General features: G+C 45.8%; 16 protein-coding genes, 10 tRNA genes and 3 rRNA genes. 6 read left to right on the top strand and 23 right to left on the bottom strand.

Features of this window, described 5'->3' with window-relative positions; translation table 11 throughout:
* Positions 1 to 378: 378 nt before the first annotated feature.
* A complete protein-coding gene (locus QNH36_RS01025) occupies positions 379 to 1,017 on the bottom strand; it encodes an anti-sigma factor family protein (protein WP_144481379.1) in 639 nt (212 codons plus the stop codon).
* 16 nt (positions 1,018 to 1,033) lie between these two features.
* The gene (gene sigW / locus QNH36_RS01020) at positions 1,034 to 1,597 is read right to left on the bottom strand and encodes an RNA polymerase sigma factor SigW (protein ID WP_144481378.1); all 564 of its coding nucleotides are present in this window, start codon (positions 1,595 to 1,597) and stop codon (positions 1,034 to 1,036) included.
* 248 nt (positions 1,598 to 1,845) lie between these two features.
* Here sigW and QNH36_RS01015 point away from each other — a divergent pair, with 248 nt between their 5' ends.
* Complete coding sequence (locus QNH36_RS01015; RefSeq protein ID WP_144481377.1) at positions 1,846 to 2,016, top strand: aspartyl-phosphate phosphatase Spo0E family protein; 171 nt, start codon at positions 1,846 to 1,848, stop codon at positions 2,014 to 2,016.
* A gap of 85 nt (positions 2,017 to 2,101) precedes the next feature.
* Here the strand turns inward: QNH36_RS01015 and rocF are convergent, their stop codons facing one another.
* The 15 genes from rocF to QNH36_RS00940 all read right to left on the bottom strand — a co-directional run bounded on the left by rocF (position 2,102) and on the right by QNH36_RS00940 (position 10,727).
* On the bottom strand, positions 2,102 to 2,998 hold the full coding sequence (gene rocF, locus QNH36_RS01010; RefSeq protein WP_283904473.1) for an arginase: 897 nt from the start codon (positions 2,996 to 2,998) through the stop codon (positions 2,102 to 2,104).
* A 943-nt stretch (positions 2,999 to 3,941) separates the two neighbouring features.
* Positions 3,942 to 4,017, bottom strand: a tRNA-Ala gene (locus tag QNH36_RS01005).
* 3 nt (positions 4,018 to 4,020) lie between these two features.
* Positions 4,021 to 4,095, bottom strand: a tRNA-Gly gene (locus tag QNH36_RS01000).
* Positions 4,096 to 4,163: 68 nt separating this feature from the next.
* A tRNA-Lys gene (locus tag QNH36_RS00995) sits at positions 4,164 to 4,236 on the bottom strand.
* A 216-nt stretch (positions 4,237 to 4,452) separates the two neighbouring features.
* Positions 4,453 to 4,527, bottom strand: a tRNA-Gln gene (locus QNH36_RS00990).
* 54 nt (positions 4,528 to 4,581) lie between these two features.
* Positions 4,582 to 4,666, bottom strand: a tRNA-Tyr gene (locus QNH36_RS00985).
* 16 nt (positions 4,667 to 4,682) lie between these two features.
* Positions 4,683 to 4,758, bottom strand: a tRNA-Thr gene (locus tag QNH36_RS00980).
* Positions 4,759 to 4,788: 30 nt separating this feature from the next.
* Positions 4,789 to 4,864: transfer RNA gene (locus tag QNH36_RS00975), tRNA-Val, on the bottom strand.
* A 25-nt stretch (positions 4,865 to 4,889) separates the two neighbouring features.
* Positions 4,890 to 4,964 (bottom strand) — tRNA-Glu (locus QNH36_RS00970).
* Between the two features lie 18 nt (positions 4,965 to 4,982).
* Positions 4,983 to 5,055, bottom strand: a tRNA-Thr gene (locus tag QNH36_RS00965).
* A 44-nt stretch (positions 5,056 to 5,099) separates the two neighbouring features.
* Positions 5,100 to 5,174, bottom strand: a tRNA-Asn gene (locus QNH36_RS00960).
* 81 nt (positions 5,175 to 5,255) lie between these two features.
* Positions 5,256 to 5,371: ribosomal RNA gene (gene rrf, locus QNH36_RS00955) — 5S ribosomal RNA — on the bottom strand.
* A 126-nt stretch (positions 5,372 to 5,497) separates the two neighbouring features.
* Positions 5,498 to 8,432, bottom strand: a 23S ribosomal RNA gene (locus QNH36_RS00950).
* Positions 8,433 to 8,657: 225 nt separating this feature from the next.
* Positions 8,658 to 10,207: ribosomal RNA gene (locus QNH36_RS00945) — 16S ribosomal RNA — on the bottom strand.
* Together the 16S, 23S and 5S rRNA genes with 10 tRNA genes alongside form the textbook arrangement of a ribosomal RNA operon.
* Positions 10,208 to 10,499: 292 nt before the next feature.
* Entirely contained in the window at positions 10,500 to 10,727 is a 228-nt protein-coding gene (locus QNH36_RS00940; RefSeq protein ID WP_144481516.1) for a hypothetical protein, read from the bottom strand.
* A gap of 143 nt (positions 10,728 to 10,870) precedes the next feature.
* Here QNH36_RS00940 and pdaB point away from each other — a divergent pair, with 143 nt between their 5' ends.
* A complete protein-coding gene (pdaB, locus tag QNH36_RS00935) occupies positions 10,871 to 11,623 on the top strand; it encodes a polysaccharide deacetylase family sporulation protein PdaB (protein WP_144481515.1) in 753 nt (250 codons plus the stop codon).
* A gap of 8 nt (positions 11,624 to 11,631) precedes the next feature.
* Here the strand turns inward: pdaB and QNH36_RS00930 are convergent, their stop codons facing one another.
* Positions 11,632 to 12,312, bottom strand: a complete 681-nt coding sequence (locus tag QNH36_RS00930; RefSeq protein ID WP_283904472.1) for a KinB-signaling pathway activation protein — start codon at positions 12,310 to 12,312, stop codon at positions 11,632 to 11,634.
* 149 nt (positions 12,313 to 12,461) lie between these two features.
* On the opposite strand from QNH36_RS00930, the gene gerD reads away from it, so the two are divergent.
* Positions 12,462 to 13,103 (top strand): spore germination lipoprotein GerD, encoded by a 642-nt coding sequence (gerD, locus tag QNH36_RS00925; protein WP_283904471.1) that lies wholly within the window; start codon positions 12,462 to 12,464, stop codon positions 13,101 to 13,103.
* Positions 13,104 to 13,148: 45 nt separating this feature from the next.
* On the opposite strand, the gene QNH36_RS00920 is transcribed toward gerD, so the two are convergent.
* The 3 genes from QNH36_RS00920 to QNH36_RS00910 form a co-directional block, all read right to left on the bottom strand.
* Complete coding sequence (locus QNH36_RS00920) at positions 13,149 to 14,207, bottom strand: Mrp/NBP35 family ATP-binding protein (RefSeq protein WP_251544841.1); 1,059 nt, start codon at positions 14,205 to 14,207, stop codon at positions 13,149 to 13,151.
* Positions 14,208 to 14,359: 152 nt separating this feature from the next.
* On the bottom strand, positions 14,360 to 15,076 hold the full coding sequence (gene cwlD, locus QNH36_RS00915; RefSeq protein WP_283904470.1) for an N-acetylmuramoyl-L-alanine amidase CwlD: 717 nt from the start codon (positions 15,074 to 15,076) through the stop codon (positions 14,360 to 14,362).
* 74 nt (positions 15,077 to 15,150) lie between these two features.
* Positions 15,151 to 15,594, bottom strand: coding sequence for a YbaK family protein (locus QNH36_RS00910; RefSeq protein WP_251544839.1), 444 nt, complete (start codon positions 15,592 to 15,594; stop codon positions 15,151 to 15,153).
* A 261-nt stretch (positions 15,595 to 15,855) separates the two neighbouring features.
* Between QNH36_RS00910 and QNH36_RS00905 the strand changes: the two genes are divergently transcribed.
* The 3 genes from QNH36_RS00905 (at position 15,856) to QNH36_RS00895 (ending at position 18,590) form a co-directional block, all read left to right on the top strand.
* Positions 15,856 to 16,821: a S8 family peptidase gene (locus QNH36_RS00905; RefSeq protein ID WP_283904469.1), complete on the top strand. Its 966-nt coding sequence runs from the start codon at positions 15,856 to 15,858 to the stop codon at positions 16,819 to 16,821.
* On the top strand, positions 16,818 to 17,591 hold the full coding sequence (locus QNH36_RS00900) for an endonuclease I family protein (protein ID WP_283904468.1): 774 nt from the start codon (positions 16,818 to 16,820) through the stop codon (positions 17,589 to 17,591). Before QNH36_RS00905 ends, QNH36_RS00900 begins: the two co-directional genes overlap by 4 nt.
* A 315-nt stretch (positions 17,592 to 17,906) precedes the next feature.
* Positions 17,907 to 18,590, top strand: a complete 684-nt coding sequence (locus QNH36_RS00895; RefSeq protein WP_283904467.1) for a hypothetical protein — start codon at positions 17,907 to 17,909, stop codon at positions 18,588 to 18,590.
* A gap of 412 nt (positions 18,591 to 19,002) precedes the next feature.
* Here QNH36_RS00895 and rpsI read toward each other — a convergent pair whose 3' ends face one another.
* A complete protein-coding gene (gene rpsI / locus QNH36_RS00890; RefSeq protein ID WP_023626399.1) occupies positions 19,003 to 19,395 on the bottom strand; it encodes a 30S ribosomal protein S9 in 393 nt (130 codons plus the stop codon).
* A 20-nt stretch (positions 19,396 to 19,415) separates the two neighbouring features.
* Positions 19,416 to 19,853 (bottom strand): 50S ribosomal protein L13, encoded by a 438-nt coding sequence (gene rplM, locus QNH36_RS00885; RefSeq protein ID WP_079504238.1) that lies wholly within the window; start codon positions 19,851 to 19,853, stop codon positions 19,416 to 19,418.
* Positions 19,854 to 20,008: the final 155 nt, after the last annotated feature.

The raw sequence follows: 20,008 nt of genomic DNA, 5'->3' as shown, positions 1-20,008 counted from the left end.
CCAGTAGTTTAGTAAGGCTCTTTTGCGAAGTTATTCCTCTAGCCTCCAAATGAACCCATTTGTAATAGGCTCTTTTCGTACATGATGTTGCTTTCACACACAAAGCCGGCTTCTGGGCTTTTATTATTATTTCCGCTATCCGTTTCATGAGCATCCTTCAAAAGAGTCACGAAACATGTTAATTATATGTGTTCGAGAAGCAACATTAAATGCGAAAACAGCGTTGTAAAAAGCGGATGATGACCAATGCACTTCTGCCTGTATTCTAAGATAACTTTATCATTATACCATAAGGTCAGCTTAAACGAATAATGATGTCATCTAAAGCTTCGTAGACCAATGGAGTAAAAAGATACATCCTTAAAAAAAAAGCCATTCCTATTGGAATGACCGTTCCTTCTCGTCATTTTCAAATAGATCTGCCGTGTTTTTCACGGTATTTTTAATATGATACCAAATCCATTCGAATATTTCATTGACTTCGGTTACTTCCCCTGTAACATTACCGGCTGAAGCCATGTACCTTTCCCCGTTGATGACGGTCAAGTTCCCTTGTACTTCGCCTTCGACCTTCACCTTGCCATTCCTGACCACGACATCCCCCTTGACTACTTCCCCTTCAGGTACAATGACGGTATCATTTTCAACGATCAGATTAGGCTGTTTCGAAACAGAAAACTGATGGTCCTCGTTCCAGGTCGAAAGAATGCTTGCAGTCATCAATGCAAGGAAAAGCGATGCAGCTGTCAAAAGCGGATGACTCCTGAACCAGCGTTGGACTTCAGTCTTTTTCTTCTCCTTTGGCAAGCCGGCCATGACCTTTGATGTAAAGTCATCCGGCGCCTGGATATGGGAAGTACTCTGGACAAGAGCGATTGCCTTGTTCAATTCCCTGAAGTAACCCTGGCAATCAGAACAGCTCTGCAAATGCTCTCTTAAAATCTTTTCGTGTTCTTCAGTTATTTCATCATCTAAATACTCGTGCATATATTCAAAAACCTGTTCGGGACATTTCAAATTCTTTCACCTCACCTTATACGTGTCGCAACTGCTGCCTTAACGCCTCTCTGCCTCGATGGATCCTCGTCTTCACCGTTCCAAGCGGCAAATCCAGGATTTCACTGATTTCATTCAGGCTAAGCTCCTCAATATACTTTAATACGATGACCGATCTGTATTTATCGGGTAGTTTTGAAATTTCTTTTTGAATTGTGTCTTGCAATTCGATACTTTCTACCTCATCCTCTGGCAAAGGAGTTTCAGATGGAACCTGTGAGTACATGGTCAAGCCTTCCGTTCCCGGCACCTCTGCATCAAGAAAATAATCTGGTTTCTTTTTACGAATCCGGTCAATGCAAAGATTGGTAGCAATCCTGTATAACCATGTTGAAAACTTCAGGTTTTGATTGAAGCTGTTAATATTGATATATGCGCGGATGAAAGCCTCCTGTGCAATATCCTCTGCCTCATGCCGATTCCCGAGCATACGGTAGCAAAGCTGGAATACCTTGTCCTTGTATACCTCAACAATCTCTCCATAGGCATTCTGGTCTCCCTTGATTACCTGTTTTATTCTGTGCTTTACGATCGTTTCCATTATTTTACCTCCGCGCTTCCTGCGGCTAATCGATATACGAATCGATTCCGTAAAAGGTTTCGTTTTTTTTATAAAAACTTTATTTATATATGTAATTATGTCTATTCCGTTTAAACAGACTCTTTTCGGCAAAAAAAGCTAAAAAACTCGATACATTAATATTAACAAATTTTTACCAGTTTGGTTTAAAAAGTTTTGGTCCGGGGTATAAAGGGACTATATTTAATGAAAGCGAGGAACAAAGATCAATGTGTGCAGAAACGCTGTTGAAGGATATAGAAAATTGCCGTAAAGAAATGGTTGAACTAGCTGCAAGAACCTCGCTGTCAAACCAACGGGTAGTAGACATGAGCATGAAGCTCGACCATTTACTAAATAAATATTATCACTTATCCTCAAAAAAGCCAGTTCTATATTAATGATAAAGAGCAGCAGCCGTAACAGGGCCGCTGCTCATATTTTTTTGTTTAACCATCTCATTCTATTCTTTTTTCGAAGCTTTGATTACAAAAGTTTCTCGCCAAATAAAGAACCCATCAGCGCAACCGCCGCGACTGCCGTCTTGTTCTTTTCATCCAGGATTGGATTCACTTCAACGAATTCCGCAGAAGTAATGATTTTCGCTTCAGCCAGCATTTCCATTGCCAGGTGGCTTTCACGATAGCTGATGCCTCCTGTAACCGGAGTACCAACACCAGGAGCATCCGTTGGGTCGAGTCCATCCAGATCAAGTGAAAGATGGACACCATCGGTCTTATCTTTAAGATAATTGACCGTCTCCTCAATGACAGCAGCCATCCCTAGGCGGTCAATTTCGTGCATGGTGAACACCTTGATACCCATTTCCTTTATCAAGTCTTTCTCCCCATCATCCAGTGCACGCGCACCAATAATGACAATATTCTCCGGCTTCACCTTAGGAGCATACCCGCCAATCTGCGTCAGCATCTCATGACCCAAACCAAGACTCGCAGCCAGCGGCATACCATGAATATTTCCAGACGGCGAAGTCTCCGCCGTATTCAAGTCTCCATGGGCGTCATACCAAATCACACCAAGATTCTTATAATGCTTGGACACACCAGCCAACGTCCCAATCGCAATGCTATGGTCCCCGCCCAAAACAAGCGGAAAAGACTTCGATTCTATAATGTTATCTACTTCATCTGCAAGCAGGCGATTCTTCTCCGCCACCAACTCAAGGTTTCGAAGATTGCTATTAGGGTCAATCTTCACCTCAGGCCTGCCAACTGCAATATCGCCCAAATCTTCTATCTCATCAAAAAGCACACTTAATCTCTCATTGATACCTGCATAACGGATCGCACTCGGGCCCATGTCAACTCCCCTTCTCATCTGACCCAAATCCATCGGCATCCCGATAATCGAAAGTTTCTTCATTCTTGACTCCCCCTTGCTTTCTCTCATCTCTCCCTCTATTTTAAACGCTTTCATTAGGATGACTCAACCGGACAATTTCATGAATATATATACGGTTTGGAATAGAATGAATTTACGAAATGATTTTGTTGAGGCTGTGAGACAGGAGGGTTTTTTGACAGTTTTGGGTGATTCTTTTGCAAACCTGTCAAAATCCAAGTGGTTTCTTGACAGATTTGGCTCCTTCTCCTGCAAACCTGTCAAAATAACGGAGGGTTCTTGACAGCTTTGGCTCCTTCCACCGCAAACCTGTCAAAATCCACGTGGTTTCTTGACAGCTTTGGTTCCTTCTACCCCAAACCTGTCAAAATAACGGCGGATTCTTGACAGCTTTGGCTCCTTCCACCGCAAACCTGTCAAAATAACCGCGGATTCTTGACAGCTTTGGCTCCTTCCACCGCAAACCTGTCAAAATAACCGCGGATTCTTGACAGCTTTGGTTCCTTCTACCCCAAACCTGTCAAAATAACGGAGGGTTCTTGACAGCTTTGGTTCCTTCTACCCCAAACCTGTCAAAATAACGGCGGATTCTTGACAGCTTTGGCTCCTTCCACCGCAAACCTGTCAAAATCCACGTGGTTTCTTGACAGCTTTGGCGCCTTCTACCGCGAACCTGTCAAAATATCCGCGATTTCTTGACAGCTTTGGATTCTTTTCCTGTGAACCTGTCCGAACTGGAGACCACTTCCGACAGCTTCTGAAATATCCGTTAAATCTGTCCAAAACCCCATGGTTACTTTTGACTGACTCATCCTCTCTTTATTCAAAATTGTCTAATCACGACGTATTCCTTACAGCTATTACAAGTAGTGTAAGATAACAATTCACAATATAAGTAGCGTGAAATAAAAAAAGCCATAAACCCGACTGGATTTATGACTGAAATGGTATTTATGTAGTATGATGGTGGAGCCTAGCGGGATCGAACCGCTGACCTCCTGCGTGCAAGGCAGGCGCTCTCCCAGCTGAGCTAAGGCCCCATTTGGAGCGGAAGACGGGATTCGAACCCGCGACCCCAACCTTGGCAAGATTGTATTCTACCACTGAACTACTTCCGCATGATTTTATTATATAGGTAAGACCCCTAAAAATAAAGGAAAATTATTCTTAGGGGCCTTGACATGAGTGAGCCATGAAGGACTCGAACCTTCGACCCTCTGATTAAAAGTCAGATGCTCTACCGACTGAGCTAATGGCTCTCAATATTGTAGATCAACAAGTTGTTATCACTCGGTTAAGCATGTTATCGCATCTGCGATGCTCGAAAGTCCTTACGGCCTTTCTCGCAAGTTGCCGCAGAAGCAACTCCAGGGAGTGAGCAACTTGCTCTACCGACTGAGCTAATGGCTCATAGGATATAATCTACCCTATTCATTGTCTCTTAAGCATCCTGAGTGCAAAAAAGAAAATAAAAATGGCTGGGCTAGCTGGATTCGAACCAACGCATGACGGAGTCAAAGTCCGTTGCCTTACCGCTTGGCTATAGCCCAATGAAAAAATAAAAAGGACATTAGTAGCTTGTCCAATTTTAATATGTATTAAAATGGTGGAGGGGGACGGATTCGAACCGCCGAACCCTGAGGGAGCGGATTTACAGTCCGCCGCGTTTAGCCACTTCGCTACCCCTCCACAAGCCAAAAAAAAATGGTGCCGGCAAGAGGACTTGAACCCCCAACCTACTGATTACAAGTCAGTTGCTCTACCAATTGAGCTACACCGGCATTAGGAATATTTCACAGTGTGAAAGTGAATGGTGGAGGATGACGGGATCGAACCGCCGACCCTCTGCTTGTAAGGCAGATGCTCTCCCAGCTGAGCTAATCCTCCATTTTATGATGCTTTTTAAAGTAGATGGTGACCCCTACGGGATTCGAACCCGTGTTACCGCCGTGAAAGGGCGGTGTCTTAACCGCTTGACCAAGGGGCCATATTATAGTATTTTGAGAGCTTCCAAGCGGGCTCGAACCGCTGACCTCTTCCTTACCATGGAAGTGCTCTACCTGCTGAGCTATGGAAGCATGTATTGCTGCCAGCTCAAATGACTTTCGTCATTTAGAGATAATGGCTCCGCAGGTAGGATTCGAACCTACGACCGCTCGGTTAACAGCCGAGTGCTCTACCACTGAGCTACTGCGGAATAGTGGTAATTTAACATAACTCTTGCAGATGATTCGAATGCCTCATCTTAGGAATTTGTCCAAGATGAAAATGCATTTTTGCCCGGCGGCGTCCTACTCTCACAGGGGGAAACCCCCAACTACCATCGGCGCTGAGAAGCTTAACTTCCGTGTTCGGTATGGGAACGGGTGTGACCTTCTCGCCATCGCCACCAGACATTTTTAAAGAACAATATTTATTATACTGTCTTTTATGCATTTTTCAAGAGAATTTTTATGAAATCTTTATTCCCTCAAAACTAGATAATGTGTAAGAAGAATTCAAGAGAAACGAATGATCAATTTGGTTAAGTCCTCGAACGATTAGTATCAGTCAGCTCCACACGTCACCGCGCTTCCACCTCTGACCTATCAACCTGATCATCTTTCAGGGTTCTTACTAGCTTGCGCTATGGGAAATCTCATCTTGAGGGGGGCTTCATGCTTAGATGCTTTCAGCACTTATCCCGTCCGCACATAGCTACCCAGCGATGCCTTTGGCAAGACAACTGGTACACCAGCGGTGCGTCCATCCCGGTCCTCTCGTACTAAGGACAGCTCCTCTCAAATTTCCTGCGCCCACGACGGATAGGGACCGAACTGTCTCACGACGTTCTGAACCCAGCTCGCGTACCGCTTTAATGGGCGAACAGCCCAACCCTTGGGACCGACTACAGCCCCAGGATGCGATGAGCCGACATCGAGGTGCCAAACCTCCCCGTCGATGTGGACTCTTGGGGGAGATAAGCCTGTTATCCCCGGGGTAGCTTTTATCCGTTGAGCGATGGCCCTTCCATGCGGAACCACCGGATCACTAAGCCCGACTTTCGTCCCTGCTCGACTTGTAGGTCTCGCAGTCAAGCTCCCTTGTGCCTTTACACTCTGCGAATGATTTCCAACCATTCTGAGGGAACCTTTGGGCGCCTCCGTTACTCTTTAGGAGGCGACCGCCCCAGTCAAACTGCCCACCTGACACTGTCTCCCGCCCCGATCAGGGGCGCGGGTTAGAATTTCAATACAGCCAGGGTAGTATCCCACCGACGCCTCCACCGAAGCTGGCGCTCCGGTTTCTCAGGCTCCTACCTATCCTGTACAAGCTGTACCAAAATTCAATATCAGGCTACAGTAAAGCTCCACGGGGTCTTTCCGTCCTGTCGCGGGTAACCTGCATCTTCACAGGTACTATAATTTCACCGAGTCTCTCGTTGAGACAGTGCCCAGATCGTTACGCCTTTCGTGCGGGTCGGAACTTACCCGACAAGGAATTTCGCTACCTTAGGACCGTTATAGTTACGGCCGCCGTTTACTGGGGCTTCGATTCAGAGCTTCGCGTGAGCTAACCCCTCCTCTTAACCTTCCAGCACCGGGCAGGCGTCAGCCCCTATACTTCGCCTTGCGGCTTCGCAGAGACCTGTGTTTTTGCTAAACAGTCGCCTGGGCCTATTCACTGCGGCTCATCCGGGCTATTCACCCAAATGAGCACCCCTTCTCCCGAAGTTACGGGGTCATTTTGCCGAGTTCCTTAACGAGAGTTCTCTCGCTCACCTTAGGATTCTCTCCTCGCCTACCTGTGTCGGTTTGCGGTACGGGCACCATTTATCTCGCTAGAGGCTTTTCTTGGCAGTGTGGAATCAGGAACTTCGGTACTATATTTCCCTCGCTGTCACAGCTCAGCCTTCACGCAAGCGGGATTTGCCTCACTTGCAGCCTAACTGCTTAGACGCGCATATCCAACAGCGCGCTTACCCTATCCTCCTGCGTCCCCCCGTCGCTCAAACGATAAAGAGGTGGTACAGGAATATCAACCTGTTGTCCATCGCCTACGCCTTTCGGCCTCGGCTTAGGTCCCGACTAACCCTGAGAGGACGAGCCTTCCTCAGGAAACCTTAGGCATTCGGTGGATGGGATTCTCACCCATCTTTCGCTACTCATACCGGCATTCTCACTTCTAAGCGCTCCACCAGTCCTTACGGTCTGACTTCAACGCCCTTAGAACGCTCTCCTACCACTGACATCTAAGATGTCAATCCACAGCTTCGGTGATACGTTTAGCCCCGGTACATTTTCGGCGCAGAGTCACTCGACCAGTGAGCTATTACGCACTCTTTAAATGGTGGCTGCTTCTAAGCCAACATCCTGGTTGTCTAAGCAACTCCACATCCTTTTCCACTTAACGTATACTTTGGGACCTTAGCTGGTGGTCTGGGCTGTTTCCCTTTTGACTACGGATCTTATCACTCGCAGTCTGACTCCCACGGATAAGTCTTTGGCATTCGGAGTTTGTCTGAATTCGGTAACCCGATGAGGGCCCCTAGTCCAAACAGTGCTCTACCTCCAAGACTCTTACAACGTGAGGCTAGCCCTAAAGCTATTTCGGAGAGAACCAGCTATCTCCAAGTTCGATTGGAATTTCTCCGCTACCCACACCTCATCCCCGCACTTTTCAACGTGCGTGGGTTCGGGCCTCCAGTTGGTGTTACCCAACCTTCACCCTGGACATGGGTAGATCACCTGGTTTCGGGTCTACGACCACATACTCATTCGCCCTATTCAGACTCGCTTTCGCTGCGGCTCCGTCTTCTCAACTTAACCTTGCATGTAATCGTAACTCGCCGGTTCATTCTACAAAAGGCACGCCATCACCCATGAACGGGCTCTGACTACTTGTAGGCACACGGTTTCAGGATCTCTTTCACTCCCCTTCCGGGGTGCTTTTCACCTTTCCCTCACGGTACTGGTTCACTATCGGTCACTAGGGAGTATTTAGCCTTGGGAGATGGTCCTCCCAGCTTCCGACGGGATTTCTCGTGTCCCGCCGTACTCAGGATCCACTCAGGAGGGAACGAAGTTTCAACTACAGGGTTTTTACCTTCTCTGACGGGCCTTTCCAGACCACTTCATCTACCCCGTTCCTTTGTAACTCCATGTAGAGTGTCCTACAACCCCAAGAGGCAAGCCTCTTGGTTTGGGCTATGTCCCGTTTCGCTCGCCGCTACTCAGGGAATCGCGTTTGCTTTCTCTTCCTCCGGGTACTTAGATGTTTCAGTTCCCCGGGTCTGCCTTCAATACCCTATGTATTCAGGTAAAGATACTGTTCCATTACGAACAGTGGGTTTCCCCATTCGGAAATCTCCGGATCAAAGCTTACTTACAGCTCCCCGAAGCATATCGGTGTTAGTCCCGTCCTTCATCGGCTCCTAGTGCCAAGGCATCCACCGTGCGCCCTTTCTAACTTAACCTAAAAGGTCATTTCTCTAATTGAATAGAGAGAAAACTAAAATGGCGATCACTCGGTTTTCTTCTTGGTTCTTCTTACTTACGATTATCTAGTTTTCAAGGAACAAAAAAGCTTTGAGAGAATTGCTCCCTCAAAACTAAACAAACAAGCGTACAACTATGTGGATTACATCCACAGTACGAATCGAAAGATTCGCATTCCGATTGCCCTTAGGCAATATCCTTAGAAAGGAGGTGATCCAGCCGCACCTTCCGATACGGCTACCTTGTTACGACTTCACCCCAATCATCTGTCCCACCTTAGGCGGCTGGCTCCAAAAGGTTACCCCACCGACTTCGGGTGTTACAAACTCTCGTGGTGTGACGGGCGGTGTGTACAAGGCCCGGGAACGTATTCACCGCGGCATGCTGATCCGCGATTACTAGCGATTCCGGCTTCATGCAGGCGAGTTGCAGCCTGCAATCCGAACTGAGAATGGATTTATGGGATTGGCTTCACCTCGCGGCTTCGCGACCCTTTGTTCCATCCATTGTAGCACGTGTGTAGCCCAGGTCATAAGGGGCATGATGATTTGACGTCATCCCCACCTTCCTCCGGTTTGTCACCGGCAGTCACCTTAGAGTGCCCAACTGAATGCTGGCAACTAAGATCAAGGGTTGCGCTCGTTGCGGGACTTAACCCAACATCTCACGACACGAGCTGACGACAACCATGCACCACCTGTCACTCTGTCCCCCGAAGGGGAACGCCCTATCTCTAGGGTTGTCAGAGGATGTCAAGACCTGGTAAGGTTCTTCGCGTTGCTTCGAATTAAACCACATGCTCCACCGCTTGTGCGGGCCCCCGTCAATTCCTTTGAGTTTCAGCCTTGCGGCCGTACTCCCCAGGCGGAGTGCTTAATGCGTTTGCTGCAGCACTAAAGGGCGGAAACCCTCTAACACTTAGCACTCATCGTTTACGGCGTGGACTACCAGGGTATCTAATCCTGTTCGCTCCCCACGCTTTCGCGCCTCAGCGTCAGTTACAGACCAGAGAGCCGCCTTCGCCACTGGTGTTCCTCCACATCTCTACGCATTTCACCGCTACACGTGGAATTCCGCTCTCCTCTTCTGCACTCAAGTTCCCCAGTTTCCAATGACCCTCCCCGGTTGAGCCGGGGGCTTTCACATCAGACTTAAGGAACCGCCTGCGCGCGCTTTACGCCCAATAATTCCGGACAACGCTTGCCACCTACGTATTACCGCGGCTGCTGGCACGTAGTTAGCCGTGGCTTTCTGGTCAGGTACCGTCAAGGTACCGGCAGTTACTCCGGTACTTGTTCTTCCCTGACAACAGAACTTTACGACCCGAAAGCCTTCATCGTTCACGCGGCGTTGCTCCGTCAGACTTTCGTCCATTGCGGAAGATTCCCTACTGCTGCCTCCCGTAGGAGTCTGGGCCGTGTCTCAGTCCCAGTGTGGCCGATCACCCTCTCAGGTCGGCTACGCATCGTGGCCTTGGTGAGCCGTTACCTCACCAACTAGCTAATGCGCCGCGGGCCCATCTGTAAGCGACAGCCGAAACCGTCTTTCAGCTTTCCCTCATGTGAGGGAAAGGATTATCCGGTATTAGCTCCGGTTTCCCGAAGTTATCCCAGTCTTACAGGCAGGTTGCCCACGTGTTACTCACCCGTCCGCCGCTGATCTTCAAAAGCAAGCTAATGAAGATCCGCTCGACTTGCATGTATTAGGCACGCCGCCAGCGTTCGTCCTGAGCCAGGATCAAACTCTCCAAGAAAGAGTTATGAGTTAGCTCATAAGTTAAAACGTTGGCTCATGTCTTCTATTAATAGAAGCATGATAATTTATTGTTTGTTGACGCTTGTTTGTTTAGTTTTCAAAGAACAATTTACTTTGCTTGCCGCTCATAAGCGACTTTCATAATATATCATGCGACCGACTTAATGTCAACCACATTCTTTATTATTTTCTCACCGCTGATTGATCGTTTAGCGACTTGCTCAGCAGCGACGTTTATTAATATATCAGGATACTTTTCATACGTCAATAATAAATATCAAAAAACTTTTTCATCCTCTGGATATGTTCTTTTTCGCCGGCATATACTTTAGGCACTCTTTTGGTGATGCGATTCTTTTAAACAGTGAGAACAAAATTTGATATCTCTCTCTCATCGATCTCTTTACGATATGATCTATGCGTTCATCCTTCAGGTCAAACAGGATTTCATCCATCTCTCTTTTGATTAAGTATTCCAGCTCTTTTAATTCCTTCTCATTGATCAGAACACCAAGCATACATACACTCCTGTTCATTTTCTCATAGTGATTGTAGTGTTATCTTTTTTCCTGAATTTTATAATCATCATTTTAATTATCATATCTTTTCAAATCCTGAATAAAAATTAGACAAGGAGTGCATCGGACGAGGTGGTGAGAATATGAATTTCTTTTATGTGATGAATGCCAGGTCGATAAAAACAGCTTTTGTCATCATTGTCGCAGCCTTTTTTACAGCTTGGTTCTTTTACATGGATAATATGGTCCAGATCCCCGCCTTTTCAGCCAAGGATGGTCCGAAAGCGATCTATAAGGGTGAAAAGGATTTAGCCCTTACCTTTAATATTGGCTGGGGGGACGAAAAAGCTGAACCGATCCTGGATGTCCTGGCGAAGCAAAAAGCCGGAGCGGTTACCTTCTTTCTCTCGGGCTCCTGGGCAGAAAGGCATCCTGATCTTGTCAGCAGGATGGTGAAAGAAGGATATGAAATCGGCATGCTTGGGTACGATTATAAAGATTACACTGAGCTGGAGGAAGACAAAATCAGGAGAGACATCATGAAGGCGCAGGAGGCGTTCAAGAAGCTGAATGTGAAGAACATTGAATTGCTTCGTGCTCCAACCGGCCATTTTGATCAACGCACGCTGAAAATCGCTGAGCGGCTCGGGTACACAGTTGTCCATTGGAGTCTTGATACGAAGGACTGGACCAATCCCGGAACGACGGTCATTGCCGAAAATGCTTCAAAGGCAAAAAAAGGCGACATCCTTTTGATGCATGCCTCTGATTCTGCCAAACAAACAGCAGAAGCTCTGCCGCTTGTATTAAAAGATATCAAGTCGAAAAATTTAAAGATGGTCACTGTTTCTGAAATGATCGCTAATGGTGACTCTAAATCAGCAGAAGTAAAATAACCGCCCAACTACGCGTTGGACGGTTTTTTTTGTGCCTTTTTATTTGATGTTTTTTTATCTGTCTTAGTTTTTGCTTCTAGGGCTTTCCGCTCCTCCATGGACTTTTGGTTAAGCTTGTGAAGGACCATCAGTTGATATGCATTACAGATCAATAACGGGAAAAGCATAAGATATACCCAGCTATGCTCATTTACTCGCAGAACCGGCACCCATTCAATCACTGTCACGACAATCATGAAAAACATAGCCGGTATGAAGGCTTCTTTATTTGTTTGTTTTACCTTAAGGAGTGCAACGATCAAGCCAGCAGCCAGGACGATTGCGGCAAGTCCTATATATGGCAGGAAACTTTCACCTTTTTCAGCAAAGGCATTGTACCGAAGATATACAAGATCGAAAAGCACAAAAGCAATCAGGAGAAGCTGCACGGAATTCCATAATGACTTAAATATGCCAAGCCCAAAACGGTGGATCGTCAAATAAGCAAAGAACCCCATTTGGCTAAGAATGCTAAATATAAGACCGACGCCCATTAGCCATACTAAAATTGAAAGTAATTCAAGAATGTTGAAATCACTTAACAGATGCTGGAATTCACTCCAGCGGACAATAAAGCCAACCACAGCGGTCGATACTGCTCCAACAACCAGCGTGGTGAGAAACAAGTGTACCCAATTACGGCTAGTCACGATTTTTTCCCCCAAGAACAAAATTAAACTGCACTATATGATTGTACCAATGCGGGTTTGAAAAATCTAGCTGTCGTTATTTGTGTATAACAATTTGTCTTATTACTCATCCTAAACTTAGGGCCGTCTATGTGAAAGGGGATTAAAATATGAAGAAATGGATAAGAATTATACTCCCCGCATCCTTTTTATTTTTGGCTGCCGGATGTGCTCCAACCGAGTCAGGCGGGGGACAGGTTGATTATGAAGAAACAAAGAAGATGGTTGTCGACATCCTGAAGACTGATGATGGCAAAAAGGCGATTCAGGAAGTTATGGGTGACGACGGCATGAAGGAAAAGTTGATAATGGACCAGCCGGTCGTAACCGATACAATCGAGAAAACGCTGACATCTGACAAAGGCATGGATTTCTGGAAAAAGTCATTTGAAGATCCAAAGTTTGCCGAGAGTGTCGCAAAAAGCATGAAGAAGGAAAACGAGAAACTGCTTAAGGACTTAATGAAGGATCCTGAATATAAGGGCATGATGATCGAGGTCATGAAGGATCCCGAATTAGAAAAAGAGTTGACCAATGTTCTCAAAAGCAAGGAGTATCGGGAACATTTACAGAAAGTAATGAATGAAACCTTTGAAAGCCCGCTGTTTAAAGCAAAATTGCAGGCATTGATTGTTAAAGCAGCTGAAGAATTACCGACCCAGAAGCCAGAAAGCGGCGGCCAGGGCGGTGGCGGCGATTCAGGCGGCGGCGGAGGTTCCAGTGCATCCGGCGGAGGCTCTGGAGGACAATAAAAAGTCAATAAAAATAAGCCTCTCCAAACGGAGAGGCTTTTCCTATTACTTATTCTCAAGCATTTGTACGACTTCCTGGGCAATATTTGTATAGATTGCGCCAATTTTATCATCTTCTTGATAAATGGATGGAGCGAAGTCGTTTTCATTCCAGGTTGGCTGGCCTAATGGCAGCTTGCCCAACAGCTTTGTATTAAGCTCATCGGCTAATTTTTCACCGCCGCCTTGTCCAAAGACATATTCCTTTTCTTCAGTCAGCTTGCTTTCAAAGTATGACATGTTCTCAATAACTCCAAGGATTTCATGTTCCGTCCTAAGCGCCATCGCACCTGCACGCGCGGCAACAAATGCAGCTGTCGGATGCGGAGTCGTCACGATGATTTCTTTACATGAGGGCAGCATAGTGTGGACATCCAATGCCACATCCCCTGTTCCTGGAGGAAGATCCAATAGCAGGTAATCCAGCTCGCCCCATTCTACTTCATTGAAGAAGCTGTTCAGCATTTTGCCAAGCATGGGCCCGCGCCAGATGATTGGTGCATTGTCCTCAACGAAAAAGCCCATCGAGATGACCTTCACGCCATGTCTCTCAACCGGAATGATTCTTTCCCCTCTTACAACCGGACGCTTCGTGATTCCCATCATGTCAGGAACACTGAAACCATAGATATCCGCGTCAACCAGTCCAACCTTTTTGCCTAATTTTGCGAGTGAGACAGCAAGGTTAACCGAAACAGTAGATTTCCCTACTCCGCCTTTGCCGCTCGCGATGGCAATGAAGGTTGTTTTGCTGCTTGGAGAAAGAAGGCTGTCCTCTTCTTCTGGTGCTGCTGTCTGGAATTTCGATAGAACTTCTGCAGGCAGGTCAAAGAATCGCAAGCCTACGGAAGCCGCTCCAGCGCCTTTTAGGATATTGACGATTTCCGTTTGCAGCTGCAGCTGTTCTGCCGTGCCCGTTTTCGCAATGCCAATTTTAACGCTTACATGATTCTTTTCTTCTTTGATCTTTATTTCTTCGATGGCATTCAGCTCTTCGAGTGTTTTATGTAAAAATGGATCCTTAAGGTCTTTTAGGCTTTCACGTACTTTAGCTTCAGTAATCATATTGACACCGTCCTTTGTAAAATTTATCTCCATTGCCAGTATACCATATTGATAAAATTCCTAAGTGTTAAACCTATCACACATTTCTGAAAGATATTTTTTCCAATAGGATTTATTTTCCCCAATAAAAAAAGAAGGATGCATCACCCTTCTCACTTTTCCCAGAATTTTTGTTCGTCAGTAAAATACCTGAGCATTCCTTCATAAATGGAGGCTGCAACTTTTTCCTGGTATGGCTCCTGTTTGAGGTTGGCCGCTTCTCCTGGATTTGACAGGAAGCCGATTTCAACTAGGACTCCAGGCTTATTCGTATGCTTCAGCAGGTATATGCTGTTTGCTGACTTTGCATCCCGGTCCGTGTTTTCAAGATTTCGGCGCAATTCATCCTGGATGAGCTTGGCGGCTCGTTTGTTTTCTTTGTAATTGGTTGAATAAAAAGTCTGTGCACCTCTCCATTTTGAGGACGGGATCGCATTTAAATGGATTGTCGCAAAAAAATCAGCTTCAGATTCATTGATCAGATTGAGGCGTCTCTTTAAATCCTGGACCTTTCGTTTGCTGTATCCCTTGAGGCCCTTATCCGCAAGGTCGACATCGGTCTCGCGCGTCATGATGACAAGCGCGCCCTGCTGCTGAAGGTAATCCCGGAGCTTGAGGGAAACATTCAGCGCGATTTCTTTTTCAAAAGGATCGTCATCCCCCGCCCCCGGGTCGACTCCTCCATGCCCCGGGTCCAGATAAATGATTTTCCCCGAAAGCGGCAGATTCCAGGATTCCCATGAATCATTTTCGGTAAAATCATACTGCAATATAAGGAACAGCACAGCGAGGCCGACTGCAAATAATCCGATTTTAAGTTTTTTCAGCATGTTCTAAACCATCCTTCCAGCTAGTCCCTGATAATAAACTATATGGGACAGGTAGACGGTTTAGAACTATGCTGTTAATGCAGTCTCAGCTTATATTTCTTTTCACCCTTCATGAAGCCATCTCTCCACCAGCTGTCGACATACTGTTCACAAAGGTAGTAAAGCTCATCTGATCCAACTCCCTCTTCTCCCTTCCCCCAAAACAGGAAAAAGTTGTACAGGGTATCAATCAAATGCCGCTCTTCTTTTTCACAGCGAGGCTTTACCGCTTCCATCGGCTCGCCGAAGTAGCCTAAGCGGCTGAACTTGGCACCAAGTAAATACGCCTCAATTGCGACATCATAACAAGCTTCCTCGATTCCTGAATTCATGATGAGGTTTGAGGTCAGCCTTGAAGAGCCAAAATATTGTTTCACCCTGGCCTGCAGGATGTTAATGGTTAGTTCACGGAGCATCGAACGCTCATATTTCACTTGTTTTTGTTTTCTTTTATCTATAAATGTCGTTACGACGTTCAAAGTATTCTCACCCCTTAGGGAGTAGTGTTCAACCTGCAGGAGTGTGTAATGCAACCCAGAACGACGTTTCCTTTTCCAGTTTTCTCAGTCGTTTACTGAATAATATGGTTCTGGACTCTTTAGGATTAAATGCCCATTTCTGGTTATTCTTTTACTATTAAAAATCACTACTATTGAAACTGTTATTTAATTTTCAGAATTGTTAGACTTGTTAGTACAACCAGAACTCGCTTCAATTTTAATCTCTGAGGAGGGAAAGATATGGAGCAAGATGTTCGCGTAATTCCTTACAAAGTAATCGCAGAAGCTGAAGAAACCAAAGAGGTACCTCAAGGTGTAGAGTTAATCCAGGCACCGAAGCTTTGGGACAGAACCAAAGGGAAAGGCATTAAAGTTGCTGTGCTCGACACCGGCTGTGAAACCACCCACCCTGATTTAAAGGACCAAATTATCGGCGGCAGGAATTTTACAGACGACGACCGCAGCAATCCGGATATTTATACTGATTATAACGGCCATGGGACCCACGTTGCAGGGACGATCGCTGCCCATGAAAATGATGATGGTGTAATAGGTGTCGCCCCAGAGGCAGGACTGTTGATCGTAAAAGTATTGAACAAGGCAGGCTCTGGGAAATATGAATGGATTATCAAAGGGATTCAATATGCGATTGACCAGGAAGTGGATATAATCTCCATGTCGCTGGGCGGTCCCGCTGATGTCCCTGAATTGCATGAAGTGATCAAAGCCGCTGTTGAAAAAAATATTCTCGTCGTATGTGCAGCAGGCAATGAAGGTGATGGTGATGACTCGACCAACGAGTTTGCCTATCCTGGCGCCTATAATGAAGTCATCAGTGTTGGAGCCGTAAACCTGGAAAGAGGTTCATCGGAATTCACCAACTCGAATAATGAGGTGGATGTCGTTGCGCCGGGAGAGCGGATCACGTCCACTTATCTGAATGGTAAATATGCCACATTGAGCGGAACCTCAATGGCTGCACCACACGTATCCGGCGCCCTTGCTTTAATCAAAACACTCGCAAATGCCCAGTTTGAGCGTGATCTGACTGAGCCTGAATTATATGGACAATTAATTAAGCGTACGGTCCCACTCGGAAATTCACCTAAGCTTGAAGGCAATGGCCTCGTCTATCTCACAGTTCCGGAGCATCTTGCTGAAATCTTTGGCCAGAGCTTCAAAACGATGGTCATGGATGCGATATGATTCTCTCGGCCAGTGAGGCGTACATTCATAACATCGAGAATAAACCGTATTATGATACAGAACTGGACGCGAAAATGCGTGAGAGATATTATTGTGACGCTGTTTTCTTTCCAGAGGAGCTCCATTTGCTGCTGGTAAAAACCCACACCCACCATCTAAAATACTCGCCGCATGAGTATGTTTATCCTTGGGTGGACCTGCAGGAGAACCTTCAACTGAAGAGCCTTTATTCTGGCCAGGACCTAGACCCGGTTGAGGTAATCGAGGAAGATTTGCGACTCATCAAAACTCTGAAGGAAGGTGGATTTTCAGCAAGTTCTGAAGTTCTATTCAATACCGAACATGTTGTACCACAATCATGGTTTGATGGTAAGGAACCAATGCGGGGTGACCTCCACCATCTGTTCGCCTGCGAGCCAGCATGCAACAGCATGAGAAGCAATCATCCGTTTTACGATTTCCAGACCTATGAACCTGAGCTTGCTGCATCTGGAATAAGGTCCGGATGTGGAATGGTAGAAGCAGGTAAATTCGAACCCGAATACGGTAAAGGAATTGTTGCAAGAGCCGTATTTTACTTCAATTTGAGATACAAGGATGTCATCCAACTTGATGCTCAGATGAACTTCGAGGTTCTGCTTGGCTGGCATCTAGAACACCCGGTCACCTTGTATGAACAGCATCGGAATGCCGCCATCCAGGAAATGCAGGGAAACCGCAACCCTTTCATTGATTTTCCGGAGATGGCAGAAGTAATGTTGGGCTTATAAAAAGGAATCCGCCTGAGTGAGATTAAGCTCAGGCGGTTTTTCTATATTAATGAAGATCTTAAATCCCCGTTTACACCGATTCTACCCCGATGGGTCACTTATAATCCCCATTACTTCTTATACGTTCCCCCCTTGAGCTATAATAGCCAGCTTTGATTTTAAGTGCACCCGCTAAAAAACCGTAATTGGATTTTACCTATATTCATTTCCGCCATCCCGGATTTTTCATCCTCATATTTCCTCTAATTGCTAACGCCATTACGATGACTGTCAGGGCAAGCTAATGCAGAATACAGAACGAAAGGATGGATTTCTATGTCGATGGAGTGGTTTGATCGGGTAGTCGGTGAGTTGCAGGATCATCTTGAGTCTATTTGTGAAAAATATGACCAGGAAGGCCAGATGGCGGTTGAAAGAGGATCCAAGCATCCACGAATTCAGTTCTTTGTGGACTATGATGATGGTGAAAGAGATTATTTTTATATATTATACTTCGACCCGCATAATGAGGAATTTTATACAGAGACCTTTGACGAAGAGCTCGAGCAGCCTGCCAGAGTGATTCTTTCGGATATTGATGACATTGTTGATGCGGTCCATGAGGGCTTCCATGACTACATAAACGATGACGAGGAGATTGAAGTCGTTTATGCTGGGGATAATGATGACAGCTTATACTTGGACACAGACGAAGAGGACGATGAAGATCTTTATATGACTGAAATCATCGATGACGACATCCTTGAAGAAATCGATGTTGAGTGGGAAACTCCTGAGGTCACCGCCTTTTTTAAGGAGGATGACGTGGAAGTGACGTACCAATTCGGACTGGTCGAGGCAACTGGAGACGGCGTCCTTCGCCGGATCAACCGGATTTGGACTGAAGATGATGAAATGTTCAAAGACGAAACGAACTTTATTTTCACCAAAGAAGAAGCACCGACAATCATCGCAATGATCGCGAGCCATATGGATTCAATGCAGGGTTACGAAGATTAATTCATGAAAGCGGAGGCGAAAAATGCTGCCTCTGCTTTTTATTAGGCTGGTTTTCGCATCAATCGGCTGCTTTTCGAATATGTAATTCATAATTTTTGACCTAAAAGTATAAATTTAGCCGGTTAGAATGTAACAAATGTAGCCTCCAACCTATGCTTCTTACACAATAAAATTTTATTTGGCGATAATCAGATTTTATTGGCGGTTTTCACAATTTTATTGGCGATTTTCTCTTTTTATTGGCGATAATTTATTTTTATTGGCGATTTTCAGATTTTATTGGCGAACTGGAAATTCCGCGCGTTTTTTTCCAGTTAACCGATTCCAATTGGCACCTTCCGCCAGACAGTCATCAGCGCATGTAATAAAAAAAGACCCCCAACCAGGTTGGAAGTCTTTCCGAAGCGTAAAATTAACGCTTTGAGAACTGAGGTGCACGACGAGCGCCTTTAAGACCGTATTTCTTACGTTCTTTCATACGAGCGTCACGAGTAAGAAGTCCTGCACGCTTAAGTGTTGGACGGAATTCTGGGTCAGCTTGAAGTAGCGCACGAGCGATACCGTGGCGGATTGCGCCAGCCTGGCCAGTGTATCCACCGCCATTTACGTTAACGTGGATATCGTAGCTTCCTACAGTTTCAGTAGCAACAAGCGGCTGCTTAACTACTTCACGTAGTGCTGCGAATGGGATATAATCTTCAATTTCACGATCGTTGATTGTAATTTTTCCAGTGCCTGGTACTAAACGAACTCGCGCAACGGAGCTCTTACGACGACCGGTACCGATATATTGAACCTGTGCCAAGTTAATTACCTCCTTAATAATTATCCGCGAAGTTCGTAAACTTCAGGTTGTTGTGCTTGATGTGGATGCTCGTTACCAGCATATACATGAAGCTTTTTAAACATTTGGCGTCCAAGAGAGTTCTTTGGAAGCATGCCTTTGATTGCAAGTTCAAGCATCTTTTCAGCGTAGTTTGTACGCATTTCAAGAGCTGTTCTTTGCTTCAATCCACCTGGGTGCATTGTGTGGCGGTAGTAGATTTTGTCAGTCAATTTCTTGCCTGTAAGTTCGATCTTAGATGCGTTGATGATGATTACGTGATCACCAGTGTCAACATGTGGTGTGAAAGTTGGTTTATGTTTACCACGTAGAATAGCTGCTACTTCAGTAGAAAGGCGACCTAGAGTCTTGCCTGCAGCATCAACTACGTACCATTTACGTTCGATATTGTTGGCATTTGCCATAAACGTTGTACGCATGAGTTTCCCTCCTAAATAGTCAAAAAAAAATCAAGTTCGTTTTTGGTATATTTTCAAACACGATAAAGCTCTTCCGGGGCTGATCGTGGGTTTAAAATACATACATATGATATCTTAACCTGTGGTTGAGAGATTGTCAACACCAGGATTAGTTG

This window comes from Mesobacillus sp. AQ2 (genome assembly GCF_030122805.1).
Classification (GTDB): domain Bacteria; phylum Bacillota; class Bacilli; order Bacillales; family Cytobacillaceae; genus Mesobacillus; species Mesobacillus oceanisediminis_A.
Note: the sequence above shows the minus strand (reverse complement) of the source record. Positions and strands in the feature narration are given on the sequence as shown.